The organism is Prevotella veroralis DSM 19559 = JCM 6290, from assembly GCF_000377625.1.
Classification (GTDB): Bacteria; Bacteroidota; Bacteroidia; order Bacteroidales; family Bacteroidaceae; genus Prevotella; species Prevotella veroralis.
This window is the reverse complement of the sequence record NZ_KB898326.1, coordinates 249105-264439: the sequence shown is the minus strand read 5'-3', so window position 1 is coordinate 264439 and position 15335 is coordinate 249105. Positions and strand designations below refer to the sequence as shown.

The window sequence follows — 15335 nt, the reverse complement described above, 5'->3', positions numbered from 1 at the left end:
TTCTTATATTGTGTATGATAATTGGTTGAATTATCTCCATAAATTCATTATTGCCAGATAGGTTCTTTATTCCAATGGTTAGGGAAGCCAATCTTGTAAATTGGAATATCCGGACGTTCTTCTATCAATGAGATAACTTTCTTTTTGTAAGTGTCTCCGGCATTGATAGCATTGCACAGGTACAACATAGAGGTAATTATCAGATATGGCTTTTTCTTGGCAAACTCCGAAAGAGGATTTCTCAGCCATATACCTTTGGGATTGTTGATGTCCATAGGTCGTTTTACCATATTCCGACTCCAAACTCTGGAATGATGGGCTACAATATTCCTCAAATAGGATATAGCTTCGAGCCAGCTTGAGAGTTCCGTGTGTATGTTAAGCCCGAAGTCATTGGCAATTCTCGCCTTTTCCGGTAACTGATGACAGAGATTCTTGTATATCTTTGAAAGGGTACCGAAAGTTGCCACCTCAAAAATCACCCACGCATCAGGCTGCTGGGTAAATGATGTACATTTCCCGTCTCGCCACACTCCGTATTTGCGTTTGTATTCTTTTATAAAGACTTCACCACTGCGCATAAATTCGCTCATCAAATCCTCTATATGCTGTTGATGGAAAGATTCATTTACAAAGAGTTTTTTGTCTGTATAGAATAGCCCGCCAAAAGATTGTGAGAGATGATAAATCATTTTTGTTCGCAACGCTATCTCTATCGTTTCAATGGCATCAAACAGTATCAGGCGTAATTCCTTGTCGAAGAAATAACGTGAGATAACATCCTCAAATCTGGACTCCTCCATAAATATATGCCGGTCTTTGTCCTTTTGCATATCCCACCAGTACCCCTTTAATCGGTAGTAGCTGACATGATTCAAGTGAAGACGGGCAAACTCCTCGTCTTCTATAATCATGCCCCTATCTTTCAGTAAATCGATTTGTTCCTGAATGGAACGTGATTTTTTATTTGCCATAGTATATATAAAAAAATGACTCGCCGGCAGATCTTACGGTATGCCAAGCGAGTACTGTTATCTTCATGTGCGGTAAAGCCGCAACCAACTTTCTGCTTGCAAAGGTAAGTATTATTTTTGTTCCAGCAAAATAATTGCGGATAAAAAAATATAAGCAACAATAATTACCATCCCTCCCGCTTTCGGAGCATCTCATCTATCTCTTCTCTGAGAAAGAGTAATCGTCCATTGGCTTTGAGATAAGGGATTTTTCCTGCCCAAACCCAGTTATAGATGGTCTTCTGCTCCACTTTGAGTATCTTGGAAACGTCGATAATGTCCAAGTATTCAGGTTTCAATGGAGGGTGTACGGTCGTGTCGATGGATTGTTCCTGTAAAACCAGCAAGCGATCAAGTTTGTCCTCGACATTCATTAGCTTGTCAAACAGGCGTTTTTGCCAAATATCTTCAGTTTTATAATCTATGTACGGCATAGTTCTCCTTTTTGATAGTTACCATTGGTATCTTGTGCCAAGATACGTTGTTCTTTCATATAGGCGATGTATTTCTTTGCGGTTCTGCCCTTGATTTCCATCTCTCGCATCAGAACCTCACAAAGCTCTTGGTAAGTGAGCTTGAAAGAACTTCGGAAAGCTTCCTTGACAACGCCAATCAGTTCATCGGTCTTGCGCTTTTCCTTGTCCTCCTTTGACTTCTCACCACGGTAGACGTGCATGTCCTCAGCCTTATCCCAGCCGAAAAGCATCATCGGAACGTCCAACGGACTTCCGTCACGGACTTTCAAAGCCTTGACGACCGAGTATTCTGGATTGTCATCTTTCTCGATGGAGAGAATGCCCGCAGCCTTGCGTTGCAGTTCCGACCCGATGTGTCCCCTTAGTTTGATACCATTAGGTACAAAATGGAGTACACAAATGATACAAGTATTGTAAATGCCTGCCAAGCGGTAGAGTTCATCCACAATGGCTATACTCTCCGTTTCGTCGTTGGCGGAGCGTATTAAGTCTGCTATACCATCAATGACCACAAGGTGTATTCCCCCGTGCTTGTGATGGAACAAGTCCATACTTTCACGAATAATCTTCAGTCTGTCCTTGCGTGATAGCGATGCCAGATAGAGGGAATGATAAAACTCTGGCACGGACTTGACACCAGCCCTGCGAAGTGTCTTCTCCAAGTTCTTATAGAGTTGTGCCTCCGATTGCTCTGTATCGTAGTGAAGAACTGCCAAACCTTTGGAGTTGGCGGTTACCTCCAATCCCAAGGTTTGCTCTGCCTGTAATCTTTCTGAACCAAGTGTGCCAGCAAGGATAGCAGCAATATAGTTACTCTTTCCTGTTCCTTCTCCACCTGTGATACAAAACAGATTGTCCTGCGTACCGAGCGGAACACCATTTACTGCCACCACCGACTTTGAAGCGTCTGGCGGATTATCGTAGTCGATTTCACAAGATTGCAATATCATCATCGTCTGTGCATACATATTGGTGAACATATCATTAAGAAGCACTTTCAAGTCCTTTGCTTCATTGCCCAAGGCAAAGAAGTCCGATATATCCTTCTCCGACTTACCCCCTTGCAATGGTAAGGTTAGACTCAACACCTTGTATTGAGCAAGTGCATCTGTCTGCCGTTTAGCTTCTCTTATGCCTGTCTCATCAGAGTCGTACAATATAATAATGTGGCGAAAGCGGAGCTGTAACCCTTCGATGATATTCTCAGGAATCTGTGCCGTCTCGCTGTTGAAACAGATGGCGTTGAAACCATGAGCCGAAAGTGAAAGCACGTCTTTCTCCCCACCTGTGATGAAAACAACATCCCCTTTGCTGGGCAGCTGCTGGAAGCCAAAGACATAGTCGTTCACTTTCTCACCCCCATAAAGAAAGCGCAGCTTACTCTTAGGGCGATAGACTTTTACAAACTTCCCCATACTGTATGCAAACATCGGATCTTCATGTGTTGAACCAAGTGTAAACGGCTTACCCTGATTGGAGACAGACTCATAGCGAGCAAGCGACTTTACATGAAAACGTTGCAGAGTCTTAGTATCAATACCATATTGCTCCCAATAGTCTAGTTCTTTGACATTGAAAGATTGCTCAATTAGCTTGTACCACTTTTTACCTTCCATCTTCTTGAGCTGGTTAGGTGGTTGTACTAAGGTTGGTTTGCAAGGCTTCATCATCATTGTGTGGGGATTACTATGTTCTTTCCTTTCAATGCAAATATTCAGCTGCAAGTCCCGATTTATGGTTTCAAGCACATTAACAAAGTCTTTCCTCACGTCCAGTCCGAGCATTGTGGCTGCAAACCAAAAGCAGTCGCCGGAGTAGGCATCGTTGCCAAAGTCCTTCATTCGGTAGCAGCCGGACTTGTTGTCAAGATAGATATTGCACGATGCACGCCTGTCGTCATACAACGGATTTCGGAAATTGCGCTTTGGCACAAAGTCGATGGGCATATAGAAGCAGAACACATCTAGTCCTTTGTTGGTTCGGCTCAGTATTTCTTCTTTGATGTTCATAGCTTCTCAAATAAAGTTTGACCATCACCCATATATCCTTTAAGGACACCATCCTTGTAGGCGTTGAGCCGTTGTAGGGCTTCCACTCGTCTGAAACCCTTGAATGAGGCACGTCCGCTCTTGACGGCGACGTAAAGTCCCTTGAACGGATAGGCAACGTGGTTGCATGACACATATCTGAACGGGATTGCGTTGGTGTCCCTCCATCGGGCAAGGGATGCCCGCGAAATGCCCAAGAGTCTGATGACGTCGGAGGAACTGAGTTCCATCTTATCCTCCAAAACGGAATAGTCGCGTCTCATTTCCACGATAAAGCCGGCTATCCGCTCCATGTCGTTCCTTAGTGAGCGTAACTCTGCAATTACCGTCTTTTGCAAATTGTCTTCTTCTGTCATATGTCACTTCTCTTTTCAGTTTAGGATTGAATTGTTGCTCTCCGTGGATTATCATCCGTCTGGAAATTCAGAGTCCTTCCCAAATTGGTGCAATAACTGCATAAGATGCTGCTTAAATCTTCTACTGTCTAGCTTGCACAGCCGATTGAGAATGACGATGAGATCTTCCTGCTCCATTGTGGAGAAGCGAAGGCTTTTATGGGGCGTGGTTGTTATCATGGACTCAATCATACCCTTGGGGAGATGTATCAGGAGCACGTCCATATCGAAGGCTGCCGCACATCTAGCATAGGTGTTGATGCGAAGGTCAGTCTGCATCTTACAATGTTTCATAAAGTTGGAATATTCCATGCCGGCATGATCTGCCCTAAGCTTGCAGTTGTTGCAGGCGGAGAGCAAACTCTCAAGTGTTGGAAGTACAATGTAGAATTTTGCGTTACTTCCGGAGTTTCGTTTGTTTGTCTTCATATGTATCCGTCTTTTTATTGGAAATAATGTCGCAAGGTTCCTAACAAATAAGGCTTTAGAAAGAATATTAAATTGCCAATGTTGGCATTATATTGCCATTTTGCTTTTTTTACATTATGCATTATTTGTGTAACTATTCAGCAATCGTCAGCATTGAACATCAGTAACTTACAATTGGGATATTAGCGAAAAACTCTTCTGAATGCCAGAATTTGTCTAAATTCACAGAGGTAGAAGACTGTAACTTATTGAAAACCAATGATGCTTGTTTTTCAGTATTGCAGAGTAGTTACTTATTTGTTGCCTTGATGCTCATTGCATAGACGAAAATATTGAGCCTGCCATATCAATCAATCACACCTTTGGGACTGTCAGTGCATGGTGCAAGGTCTATCTATATATATAGACTTGCACCATGCACTGAAAATTGTAGCCAAAAGATTTCTAAAACATTTTCCCACAATAATTTGGAGAATGTTCTACTTTTTTGTACTTTTGAACCCAAGAAATGCAAGTGCGCATTTCGGGTAGCAGTATCTGCGTGTACTCTCAAAATACTCTGTTGTGGCTACAATATGGCTACAATTTAAAAGGATAAAAAAATAAAAGACTATGATACAAGGAGTTGCAGCGGAATGGTCATTTCCCTCTCTTTCCGCAAAATCAAGCAGTTACAAACCTTTTTACAGCCTTTTAAAAGTCGAAAAACAACGATTATTTGCACAATAACGCACAATATTAAACAATAATACTTAAAAATGCATGCAAATAACACGCAATAAAGTATACGGTGACAATAAAGCTCTATCTTGATACACGTGCATGTAAAGTTGACGAGCCTGCACCTCTAAAGGTTTCGTTTGTTTATCAACGTGCAACAGCTCTGCTTCCTCTTGGTATAAAGCTATTTCCATGCGAGTTTCATCTGCTCATAAAACTTGCTATCCTCGTTATAGAGCATAGAGGAGAAGTTGTCAATCACGGAGAAGTAATACTTAGCGAAGAATGCAAAGAGCTTCTATTGGTGCGAGCCCTTTTATAAGCCTCCTAACTCTTCCATCTTATCCATCATTCGTCGCATTATCTGCGCATGTTCCTCTGGGTATGCCTGATCCATGAGGTTCCACAGCACGGACTTCTCTCCGTTCCATACAGGTGTGCCGTCATCGTATGTATCGTGATACTCTACCCAGTAGGGCTTCTTTATCAATCCTTGGTTAATGACCGTGAAGATAGTATCGAGGTCATCTTGTCTGAATTGCCACATAAATTAATACCCACCCCTCCCCTCCCCAAGGGAGGGGGATTTGGTTAGGGGATTTTGTTAATATTGTTGTTTGTTACTACTCATATAATACCCACCCCCTCCCTAAGGGAGGGGGGACTTAGTTACTCCTGTTGCTATTGTCCTACTTTTGATATTCATACGTTACGAGTTATATGGTTATATGCTCTACTTTTCGACCCATACGGGTTAGACTTCTGACCCGTACACCTCACGCGTGCGACCCGTACGGGTCATATTTTAGCCCTTTAGCCCTATCATTCACCTAACTTACGCACCCTAACACACGCTCCTCAAGACTAATCACATCCCCCTCCCTTTCTCAAAGACAATCTTCTTGTCCGTATGTGTAACCAGCCCGTCAGGGCTTACATAGATAACGGAGTACAGTTCCCCTATGGGTAAGGGGCTTCTTCATCTTGGTCACATAGCATACTCCCTCTCTGTAAGTCGCTGGAAATGTGCATAATCAATGTATGCTCTGTCCATTGTAAGAGTAGCATCCTTGGGAAGATGCACTTCTTTAAGTAGATAGTGATCATGCGTAGCGGCAGCGGTAAGCTGTACAAGCGTAGGAACACTTTAGGGTGTTTCAAAGCTAATTTGCCTGATTTTTTGCTTATCGATTAATTTTATTACCTGATTATAGACTGGCTATCCGGTAAAATGTGTACTTTTACCCATGTTATTGAACATTCTGTGGAGAAAACAAAAGTAACAAAAAGGGCTGAAATACAAGAGAGGATTTTAGCCCTTAACTTTTATATGTGGAAAAGGTTTACCAGACAGCAATATTTGTTGATAGAAGTATTCATTCACCTTTCTGTTGGAAGAGATGCTGAAAGTGAGGCTTCTTTTGGCGGGTAGATGAGAGCGTTTGTCCCTACAGATTCCCTATTTTTTCAAATAGAGCTAATAACTTGCCTACTTGTCAACTCGTGCCTTAATCAACTCGAAGTAATCATAATTTTGAATTGTGAATTATGAATTTTGAATTACAATAAGTGCTACCTTAGCTTCTTCGACATCCTTCCGTTAGGCGTAATTCGCAGTTCAACGACATACGTGGTGGAGGCATCTGGAATGCCAATGAGGGCATCGTAATAGAGAGCCTTTGCGTCGGCATGTGTGAAATAGAGCTTACGAAGAATACTCTTATTGAGGAAGTCTCTTGCAATTAAGGGTTGGAACTCCTGCTTACGGAAGTCATGTGCAAAGACTGGAGTACCATGGTTGAGGAGACGCAAGGATGCCACGTTGTCAAGATACATGTTATCTACCTCCACACCATTATCGTTGTAGGTTGATTTAATTACCTTTTCAGATGTCGTCTGCACGTGTACTTTACTTTGGAAATAGCCTAAGTCAGTACGAATCGTGGTATCTTGTGTCTGCTCATCAAAGGTGTTCATCGCATAAACATGATAACTGAAAGATGGGTAAAGAGCCTTATCACTACTCTTGACGAGCTTCACCTCTTCTCCATTCTGATTGATAAACTTAAACACATGAGGTGCTTGTTTCTCAATCTTATAGCCGTTTACGTTCTGACCTTGTAGGTAGAGAGTGTCTTGATAAACCCAAAATCGCACGGGCATACTAGCCGAATCGGGATAGAAAATGCTATCCCCTTTGACCAACGCAGCAGGGTCTCCACTGTCACCATTAGTCCATAAGCCCTGCAACATCTCCTTTGCTTGCTTGTCTTCGTGCGTCTTCTGATAGTCAGCCCCTCGGTTTTTACAAGCAGAGAATATTAGTAGTGACGTTAATACGGCACATGCGATTATTGTTTGTTTCATCTTTGTTATTTGGGTAAAAAGACGTTTATTCAAATTTTTCAGCAGCCTCCCAGGATAGCGACTTGGCGTTATCTTTCTCTGAAAGGAGAACCTCTTTTGGGTCGATCGCCCACTTGATACCTACGTGTTCATCGTTCCATCGAATGCTGGCTTCGCTTTGTGGCGCATAAACATTGTCCACCTTATAAGTAAAGATAGCCTCATCAGACAATACGAGGAAGCCATGTGCGAAGCCACGAGGGATGAAGAACTGACGCTTGTTGTCCTCTGATAGCTCAACAGCAACGTACTTTCCGAATGTTGGAGAGCTTTTACGGAGGTCGACAGCGACATCAATTACTTTCCCTTTGATGACTCTTACCAACTTAGCTTGCGAATGCTCGCCCTTTTGATAATGCAGTCCTCGCAGCACACCAAAGCTCGATTTAGACTCATTGTCTTGTATGAACTCAACGTGATGACCGATGTGTTCGTCAAATTCAGCCTGTTTGAAAGCCTCGAAAAAGTAGCCTCTTTGATCGTTAAACACCTTAGGTTCGATCACCCATACACCTTCGATCTCTGTCTTTATATATTCCATTTCGTTCGTTGTTATATACTCTTAGCAATTAAAGATAGTTTTCTCTCGCAAAGATAAAGATAATTATTGATAAGGAGAAGGATAACTAACTTTTTCCTTTATGATGGTATTTTTTAATTGAAGAGACTTGCTACTTCAGAATAAAATAGCTAATTTTGCAAACGTGACAAAACTCGACCGACATATAGAAATACTTCTCTTGGATAATGACTGTGTTATTGTTCCAGGGTTAGGAGGCTTTGTTGCTCATCATGTATCAGCCCGATACGATGAGCAGGACGGCTTGTTTCTGCCGCCATATCGCACTCTTGGCTTCAATGCACAGCTCACTATGAATGACTCCTTGTTGGCTCAGTCGTATGTAGATGCGTATGATATGAGTTATCCAGAGGCACTCCGTCAGATAGAGAATGAGGTGAATGAGATCTATCACACACTGGAGAATGAAGGCTTGGTAGAGCTTTATGACCTTGGAAGATTGGCTCGGAACAGCGAAGGGAAACTTGAGTTTGAACCTTTCGAGAGCGGTATATTGACACCAATGTACTATGGTTTGAGTAGCTTCGAGGCACCACAAATTAATGAGGTGAGCGAGAGTAATCATGCAACCTTAGCCCTTTCTGATGCACAGGAACGTAAGTCCAGAATTATATACATTGATAATTCAGACAAAGAGAATAAACGATTGAGCATTAGTTTACATGCTGTTCGCAGTGCTGCAGTAGCTGCCGTGTTCCTTACGGCAGTGTTCTTAGTGGGCTTCCCGAGCTCTACAAGGAATGGAACTTCCGAACATCAGATTAAGAGCGGCATGCTTTATAACCTCTTCGACTCCAGTGATACATCTAATACTTCCGTACATTTCAAACCTTTAAGAGCTATTGCAACTTCGGTGAATGCGCCTGTCAAGGAGGAAGCCGCACATCATTCGCATTACTGGGCGATTGTTGTTGCAAGTCATGTAACCGAATCGAATGCACGTACCTATGTAAAGCGTATGCAGAAGAAAGGGCTTGATGACGCCCGTGTCTATGAAGGGACTGAGAGCATCAAGGTGCTTTACGGCTATTATGCAAGCCAACGCGAGGCACGTGAGAAACTGAATGCTATGCACGGAAAGACTTTCTTTAAGAATGCTTGGATCATCGAGATTGATAAGTGATAACCGATCTTTAGTATTCCAAACAAAACTTTCTTATATCCTTATTAGATATGAAACGAGTAAGATGTCCTAAGTGTGATAACTTTATCACATTCGATGAGACGAAGTATAAGTCAGGGCAACGTCTGGTCTTCCAGTGCCCTCAATGCGGTAAAGAGTTTGGTATTAGAATAGGCATGTCGAAGTTACGTAAGACGCAAAAAGAGGAGAATAACACCCCAACTGACAGTGACCAACCTTGCGAGTATGGCTCTTTGCATGTCATTGAGAACGTTTTTCACTATTGGCAAGTGATACCTTTACAGATGGGAGAGAACGTTATTGGACGATATATGAAGGGTAATCCGATCAACTGTCCGATAGAGACTGTGGATCCAAGTGTCGATATGACGCATTGTGTCATTACTGTTAAGCGTGACAAGAAAGGGCAGTTACAATATGTTCTACGCGATGGCCCGTCATACACGGGGACGTTCGTTGACAACGTGATACTTGGTGATCGAGAGCGTAGAGTGATAGAGGATGGAACGCTATTCACCATCGGTGCAACAAGTATTATCCTACATGCAGGTGAAGAAGAGTAGGTTTTTATGATATAGGACTATCGTTTGATAGTCCTTTTTTATTTGTTCCGTATGCCTTAGTCGTTTGACCCGTACGCCTCATTTAATTGACCCGTACGCCTCACTTGATTGACCCGTACGCCTCATTTAATTATCCCGTACGCCTCACTTATTCATTCCATACACCTTATTTATTTGTTCCAAAAACGGGAGGTAATGTCTTCAAAGCTGTTATCGGGGCGTCTGCGTAACATGCGCTGATTGGTTTTTGGTGAATTAAGAGCGCCTAAGTGGCGAAGATAAGGACCCACTTTTATATAATCGAAGTATTCCTTGTGGATGTCAGGAGATATAGCGGTACGACCTGTGTACCAGCCTGTTTTGAGCGTAGGGTAGTGCTGTTTTACGTAGAAAGCGAGGTTATCAACGGTCTTTGGATCAGCATCTCCCCCCATAAACCCTATACAGGTAATCGGCTCGCCAGCCTCTTCAATGAGAGAGGTTAGCGAGTCGATTGATAGTTCATCACCCTTATCAGCCCATAAGAAAGGGCTATGGCATCCCGGGCAGTGGCATGGACAGCCCGAGATGTTGATAGCCAGTGTTACTTCATCTGGGTACTCTTGGAATACGATGTCTGTGTTACAGTATCGGAGCATGTGTCTGTGTGGATGTAAAAACGGCGGTGCGCTTCCTCTTGACGAGGTGCAGAGAAGTTACTAACACGCTTCATGTAGCCTATAATACGTGTGAGATAATCAACGTTCTTAGAGTGACAATGAGGGCATTCATGCAGGTATCTCTTATCGATGTGACCGCAGTCATTACAGATGGTGTTCGGTATGTTGAATGTGAAGTAATTGCATCCTTCTTGCGCAGCAACGCGTAGAAGCTGTCGATACTGCGGTTCGGAAAGATGTTCCTCAAGGTTCATGTGAAGTGCAGAACCGCCCGTTAGGTGCTCAATATACGGCTTCCCGTGTAGTTTAAACTTGTCCAAAATGGTGAGGGAATCGTCTTCTACACGATAGAAGTAGCTGTTGTAGCAGTCACGAGGCACAAAGTAACCATCTTCCTTATCCCATTTTGCATGCTTAACACCCACGTTCTCAGCTGGAATCATCTCACAATTAAACATTGCCTCCTTAGTTCTAAATGCCTTATTCTGCGTTTCGATCAATCCTAACACACCTTGCACGAACTTCTTGTAATCGTCATTAGGATTGATATCAAGCCCCATGAACTCCGCAGCCTCTACTAATCCGTTGATTCCGATAGTAAGATATTGACGGTCAATGTTGATATATCCAGCATCAAAAAGCGGCAACATGTGGTTGTGCAAGAGCTCTTTAAGATTCTCATTGTAGGCTAATTGCACCTTGTGGCACAACTCTATGATGTGAGTTAGGTATTCCTTGTAATCCAAGTCATGGTTCACAGCGTACTGGATACAGCGGTTTAAGTTGATGGTAAGCACACTCTTCGATCCTGTTGACACTCCGCCGGCTCCTAAAGTATATGAGAAACCATTGTCTTGTATCTCATTTCTCAATCGACAACACGAGCTCAACGAGTCGGCGTTATCGCTCATATAAGTGAAGAAGCTATGCCCTTGCGCATACATCTGTGCCGTGAAGTCGCCCCATTCCTTGTCTTTACAATCGCCATTCTCGGCTAATAACGCCATAGTCTCTACTGGGAACGTGAGGACAGTCTTAAGTCTTTCCTGATTAAACCACGTCATGAAGCGCTTTTGCAACCATGACAGACTTTCCCAATCGGGCTGCGATCCATCTGGAAAATAGAAGTTCCCGAAGAGCGATTCGAAGTAGGGACGATCGTAGTAAGATATGTTCCAGAACACAGCCTGATAGTTCCTTGCCCCCGTGGGTTGGTTCAGTGAGTAGACAATCTGCTCGAAGTCGTCCGTAATTATCTTATCTATTGTACGGCGTTTAACGCTTAGATCCACCACTTCGTCCGCTCTCTTCCAATAGTCCTTGCCGTATTCTTTCTGAATAAAGTAGTTCATGTACATCAGAAACTCTGGTGTGGCGCAGGCTCCGGCAAGCATAGAAGAGACCATGAAGACCATATTTATAAAGCCACCACAGAAACTCTTTAGATTCGTTGGCGCTGTAGAATTACCGCCGATAGACGTTGTTCCACCGATTAACCATGGGTACATCGTGATGGAAGCACAATAGTTTGCAAGGTTCGTCTCGTCGTTCTTATATATAAAGTGGTGTGTCAAGAGGTCGATGTATTCGTCAGCAAGCGGCTTACCATACATCTTCTTAATGCGATCCACTAACAAACGACGATTCAAACGGATGAACCCTTGCTTTGGTAACTCACCTATCAACGTTGCAATATTCTTATGTTCTACATTCGCATTAGCATCGAACTTCGATCCAGTAGCAGCATTCTTCGCCTCGCAGTAATCGGAGAGAAACTTCATCTTCTCTAACGTCTCGCGGTCTTCCGTGTGCTGTTGGCGATAGACGATGAAGCTCTTTGCAACCTTATAGTAGCCTTCCTTCATCAAAGCAAACTCTACTTGGTTCTGTATGTCTTCGACTTTTATATCGTTGTGAATGTCTAAGTCCGACAAGATACGCGATACAATGCCTATATCCGTTGGTTCGTTCACACTCTGGAAAGCCTTTACAATAGCGTTCATGATCTTGTCAAGGGAGAAAGGGACTTTGTCTCCATTGCGCTTAGTGATGGTGAAGTTCTTCATTACAATTACTTAGTTCTTTCGTTTTTAGATAATTTCGTCTAACTTTATTGAGTATCTGTTGATTGGTATCTAAGCGTATTATATATTACTTATATCGCTTATAACCAGTGCAATAGCTTATTTTATTTGTTGTTAAAAGCTATGCTCAAAGTTATTAGTTTTGGACAACTTTAAATTCAAATGAGCCTTAAAAGTTTCCCAATTTGTATAACTCTTCGCTTGCAAAGATAGCCAAAAGTATTCTTAAAAGCAAACTTTTCACGGTTTAAAAATACCTAATTTTTGTGCTTTTCAGTGTCTCTTTAAATGCAAATATCAGTAAGCTAAATGATTAAGATTACCAGTTGCAGTTATTCTTTATCATCTGGTAATTCGTTCCTAACAATCTATTGTATAGAAGGAAATGCCCCTCTTCATTTAAAGAGGGCGTTTCTTCACATCAAAGGAGGCGTTTCTTTATGATGAAGAGAGCCTTTCCTTGCATCGAAGAAAGCCTCTCTTGGAAATGAAGAAACGCCTCCTTCAAATCGAAGAAACGCCCTCTTGTTTACGAAGCAATACTTATATGGATCAAAAGTAATTATAACTTTGAATCGTAAAGTCTGCATTTTGAATTACGCAAGAGTAGCTACTTCTGTGCATTCTCTTGTTTCGTAAGGAATCTTATGTCGCTTTGTAGCTCTGAAAAAACACGTATATCCTGTAATAAAATATGTATGTCCAAGTCCTATTCCTTGTGTTTCTTCTGTCTAAGAGCATGTCATTAAGACTATATGACAATCTGTCATTCTGTATTAAAACCTGTCTCTTTGTATTTTGTTAGGTTGTATCCCCGTCCTTTGTAGGAGTTTCGGGAGGTTGTATCACACCAATCTTTCGGTTAGAATTATCAGCTAATACATCATTAACAATGTTGTTAATCTGTTCTTTTAGTTCGTTGACAAACTGTGCAGGATCATATTTCTTTGCTTCGATGTCACGTAATTTCTTCTCCCAAATACCCGTCAGCTCAGCTGATGTAAGGAGCTTTTCATGGATTGTATCGATGAGTGCAATGCCCGTTTGAGTAGCCTCAATATTCTTCCGTTTACGCTGAATATAATGCCTACGAAACAGCGTTTCGATGATTCCTGCACGTGAAGAAGGTCGCCCAATACCATTTTCTTTTATCGCAGCACGCAATGTTTCATCCTCAACTAACTTACCAGCTGTCTCCATGGCACGCAATAGTGACGCTTCAGTATAGTGCTTCGGCGGTGTCGTCTGCTTCTCTGTTAGGGTAGGCGTATGCGTCCCTGACTCTCCTTTCACAAATGTTGGAAGATAAGAAGTACCCTCTTGAGCATCCTTGCCCAGCGTATCTCGCTGTCCAGTCTCCCCTCCCTTGGGGAGGGGTTCAGGGGTGGGTGCTCCCATCACCACACGCCATCCCTTATCCAATATCTCCTTTCCTGAAACCTTAAATTCTATCTCGTCCACCTTACCTAATACGGTTGTCGTAGCAAACTTACAGTCAGGATAGAAAGCAGCGATGAATCTTCTCGCAATGAGATCATACACATTGTGTTCCACATCAGTCAGTCCCTTCGGCGGAATACCAGTTGGAATAATAGCGTGGTGATCGGTCACCTTTGAAGAATCAAACACTCGTTTTGATTTCGGAAGAGGCTTACCACTCAGCGTCTTTACCAATTCTGCATAAGGACGTTTGCCTGCGAAAGTTGTCTGAAAAAGCCCGTTCATTGTTTGTGGGCACTTTGGATAGATGTCATCCGATAGATATTGAGTATCAACACGAGGGTAAGTTGTGAACTTCCTCTCGTATAAACTCTGGATAGTATTGAGCGTCATTTCAGCCGAGTAACCATACTTTCGGTTGCAATCCACCTGTAATGACGTGAGATCATAGAGCTGCTTGGGCTGTTCAGAACCCTTCTTTTTCGTTACGCTCGTGATAGTGAAGGGCTTACCCTCAATGGTTGAGAAAGCCTTTTCGCCCTCCTCTTTAGACGTAAACTTTCCCTTTGTCGCTGTAAACTGCGTGTCGCGATAGATCGTCGCGAGTACCCAATAAGGCTCAGGCTTGAAGTTGTCGATCTCTTTCTGGCGTTGCACGATGAGCGCGAGAGTAGGAGTTTGCACGCGCCCGATGGACAATACCTGTCCTTTCCCGTATGAATTCCTGCCATATTTGAGCGTGTAAAGACGTGTAGCGTTTATCCCCAGCAGCCAATCACCTATCGCTCTTGACAGGCCGGCGAGGTAGAGCGGCTTGTATTGGGCCTCATCTCTAAGATTGGCAAAGCCTTCGCGGATAGCTTCATCCGTCATGGACGAGATCCAAAGACGCCTAACAGGGCATTTCACACCGGCTTTCTGCATAACCCAACGCTGTATCAACTCACCCTCCTGACCCGCATCACCACAATTGATAATCTCATCCGCAGCTTGAAAAAGTTCCTTTATAATATCAAATTGTCGCTTGATACCTTCATCATCAATTAGTTTGATACCAAAACGAGGAGGTATCATCGGAAGCGAACCAAGGCTCCAATATTTCCAGTTGAGGGTATAGTCGTGGGGTTCCTTTAGCTCACAAAGGTGGCCAAAAGTCCATGTTACCTGATATCCATTGCCTTCCATATACCCGTTATGCGCACTATTCGCACCGAGGATACGGGCAATGTCTTTGGCAACACTTGGTTTCTCTGCTATGCAAACTTTCATGTTTTTTCTTTACTCTACGCCTCCGAACTTCCTCTTTCACCCCTGCAAAGATAAGAAAAATATTCTACAGGAGGATTAAACAAGCCTTTTTCCCCATGCTTTTTTGCGT

General features: G+C 42.9%; 13 protein-coding genes. 2 read left to right on the top strand and 11 right to left on the bottom strand.

Translation table 11 applies throughout. The annotated features are described in order from the left end of the window. Positions 1-47 precede the first annotated feature (47 nt). The 8 genes from D464_RS0103535 to rfbC form a co-directional block, all read right to left on the bottom strand. The gene (locus tag D464_RS0103535; RefSeq protein WP_018910178.1) at positions 48-974 is read right to left on the bottom strand and encodes an Abi family protein; all 927 of its coding nucleotides are present in this window, start codon (positions 972-974) and stop codon (positions 48-50) included. Positions 975-1138: 164 nt separating this feature from the next. Further along, positions 1139-1447 carry a helix-turn-helix domain-containing protein gene (locus D464_RS0103530; RefSeq protein WP_004381955.1) on the bottom strand — a complete coding sequence of 103 codons (309 nt, stop codon included), beginning with the start codon at positions 1445-1447 and terminating at the stop codon, positions 1139-1141. Beyond that, positions 1435-3498, bottom strand: coding sequence for a bifunctional DNA primase/helicase (locus D464_RS0103525; protein ID WP_018910177.1), 2064 nt, complete (start codon positions 3496-3498; stop codon positions 1435-1437). Before D464_RS0103525 ends, D464_RS0103530 begins: the two co-directional genes overlap by 13 nt. Continuing rightward, positions 3495-3893 carry a hypothetical protein gene (locus D464_RS0103520; protein WP_004381957.1) on the bottom strand — a complete coding sequence of 133 codons (399 nt, stop codon included), beginning with the start codon at positions 3891-3893 and terminating at the stop codon, positions 3495-3497. Before D464_RS0103520 ends, D464_RS0103525 begins: the two co-directional genes overlap by 4 nt. Before the next feature lie 51 nt (positions 3894-3944). Next, a complete protein-coding gene (locus tag D464_RS0103515; protein WP_457920583.1) occupies positions 3945-4226 on the bottom strand; it encodes a hypothetical protein in 282 nt (93 codons plus the stop codon). Between the two features lie 1171 nt (positions 4227-5397). Beyond that, on the bottom strand, positions 5398-5628 hold the full coding sequence (locus D464_RS0103505; protein WP_018910175.1) for a hypothetical protein: 231 nt from the start codon (positions 5626-5628) through the stop codon (positions 5398-5400). A gap of 1025 nt (positions 5629-6653) precedes the next feature. Then, positions 6654-7448, bottom strand: coding sequence for a DUF4738 domain-containing protein (locus D464_RS0103500; protein ID WP_018910173.1), 795 nt, complete (start codon positions 7446-7448; stop codon positions 6654-6656). A 25-nt stretch (positions 7449-7473) separates the two neighbouring features. Beyond that, complete coding sequence (rfbC, locus tag D464_RS0103495; RefSeq protein WP_018910172.1) at positions 7474-8028, bottom strand: dTDP-4-dehydrorhamnose 3,5-epimerase; 555 nt, start codon at positions 8026-8028, stop codon at positions 7474-7476. Positions 8029-8191: 163 nt separating this feature from the next. Here rfbC and D464_RS0103490 point away from each other — a divergent pair, with 163 nt between their 5' ends. Then, positions 8192-9190 (top strand): HU domain-containing protein, encoded by a 999-nt coding sequence (locus tag D464_RS0103490; protein ID WP_457920587.1) that lies wholly within the window; start codon positions 8192-8194, stop codon positions 9188-9190. Between the two features lie 50 nt (positions 9191-9240). After that, positions 9241-9774 carry an FHA domain-containing protein gene (locus tag D464_RS0103485; protein WP_018910170.1) on the top strand — a complete coding sequence of 178 codons (534 nt, stop codon included), beginning with the start codon at positions 9241-9243 and terminating at the stop codon, positions 9772-9774. Between the two features lie 170 nt (positions 9775-9944). Here D464_RS0103485 and nrdG read toward each other — a convergent pair whose 3' ends face one another. The 3 genes from nrdG to D464_RS0103470 all read right to left on the bottom strand — a co-directional run bounded on the left by nrdG (position 9945) and on the right by D464_RS0103470 (position 15226). After that, positions 9945-10412 (bottom strand): anaerobic ribonucleoside-triphosphate reductase activating protein, encoded by a 468-nt coding sequence (nrdG, locus tag D464_RS0103480; protein ID WP_026284628.1) that lies wholly within the window; start codon positions 10410-10412, stop codon positions 9945-9947. After that, on the bottom strand, positions 10358-12499 hold the full coding sequence (gene nrdD, locus D464_RS0103475; protein ID WP_004381793.1) for an anaerobic ribonucleoside-triphosphate reductase: 2142 nt from the start codon (positions 12497-12499) through the stop codon (positions 10358-10360). Before nrdD ends, nrdG begins: the two co-directional genes overlap by 55 nt. Before the next feature lie 819 nt (positions 12500-13318). Continuing rightward, complete coding sequence (locus D464_RS0103470; RefSeq protein ID WP_018910169.1) at positions 13319-15226, bottom strand: DNA topoisomerase 3; 1908 nt, start codon at positions 15224-15226, stop codon at positions 13319-13321. Between the last annotated feature and the right edge of the window lie 109 nt (positions 15227-15335).

Excerpts from the sequence above, each read along its gene's own strand:
- D464_RS0103515 (WP_457920583.1), bottom strand. The coding sequence starts at position 4,226 with ATGAAACATTGTAAGATGCAGACTGACCTTCGCATCAACACCTATGCT.
- nrdD (WP_004381793.1), bottom strand. The coding sequence starts at position 12,499 with ATGAAGAACTTCACCATCACTAAGCGCAATGGAGACAAAGTCCCTTTC.
- D464_RS0103505 (WP_018910175.1), bottom strand. The coding sequence starts at position 5,628 with ATGTGGCAATTCAGACAAGATGACCTCGATACTATCTTCACGGTCATT.
- D464_RS0103500 (WP_018910173.1), bottom strand. The coding sequence starts at position 7,448 with ATGAAACAAACAATAATCGCATGTGCCGTATTAACGTCACTACTAATA.
- nrdG (WP_026284628.1), bottom strand. The coding sequence starts at position 10,412 with ATGCTCCGATACTGTAACACAGACATCGTATTCCAAGAGTACCCAGAT.
- D464_RS0103525 (WP_018910177.1), bottom strand. The coding sequence starts at position 3,498 with ATGAACATCAAAGAAGAAATACTGAGCCGAACCAACAAAGGACTAGAT.
- D464_RS0103470 (WP_018910169.1), bottom strand. The coding sequence starts at position 15,226 with ATGAAAGTTTGCATAGCAGAGAAACCAAGTGTTGCCAAAGACATTGCC.
- D464_RS0103530 (WP_004381955.1), bottom strand. The coding sequence starts at position 1,447 with ATGCCGTACATAGATTATAAAACTGAAGATATTTGGCAAAAACGCCTG.
- D464_RS0103535 (WP_018910178.1), bottom strand. The coding sequence starts at position 974 with ATGGCAAATAAAAAATCACGTTCCATTCAGGAACAAATCGATTTACTG.
- D464_RS0103520 (WP_004381957.1), bottom strand. The coding sequence starts at position 3,893 with ATGACAGAAGAAGACAATTTGCAAAAGACGGTAATTGCAGAGTTACGC.
- D464_RS0103485 (WP_018910170.1), top strand. The coding sequence starts at position 9,241 with ATGAAACGAGTAAGATGTCCTAAGTGTGATAACTTTATCACATTCGAT.
- rfbC (WP_018910172.1), bottom strand. The coding sequence starts at position 8,028 with ATGGAATATATAAAGACAGAGATCGAAGGTGTATGGGTGATCGAACCT.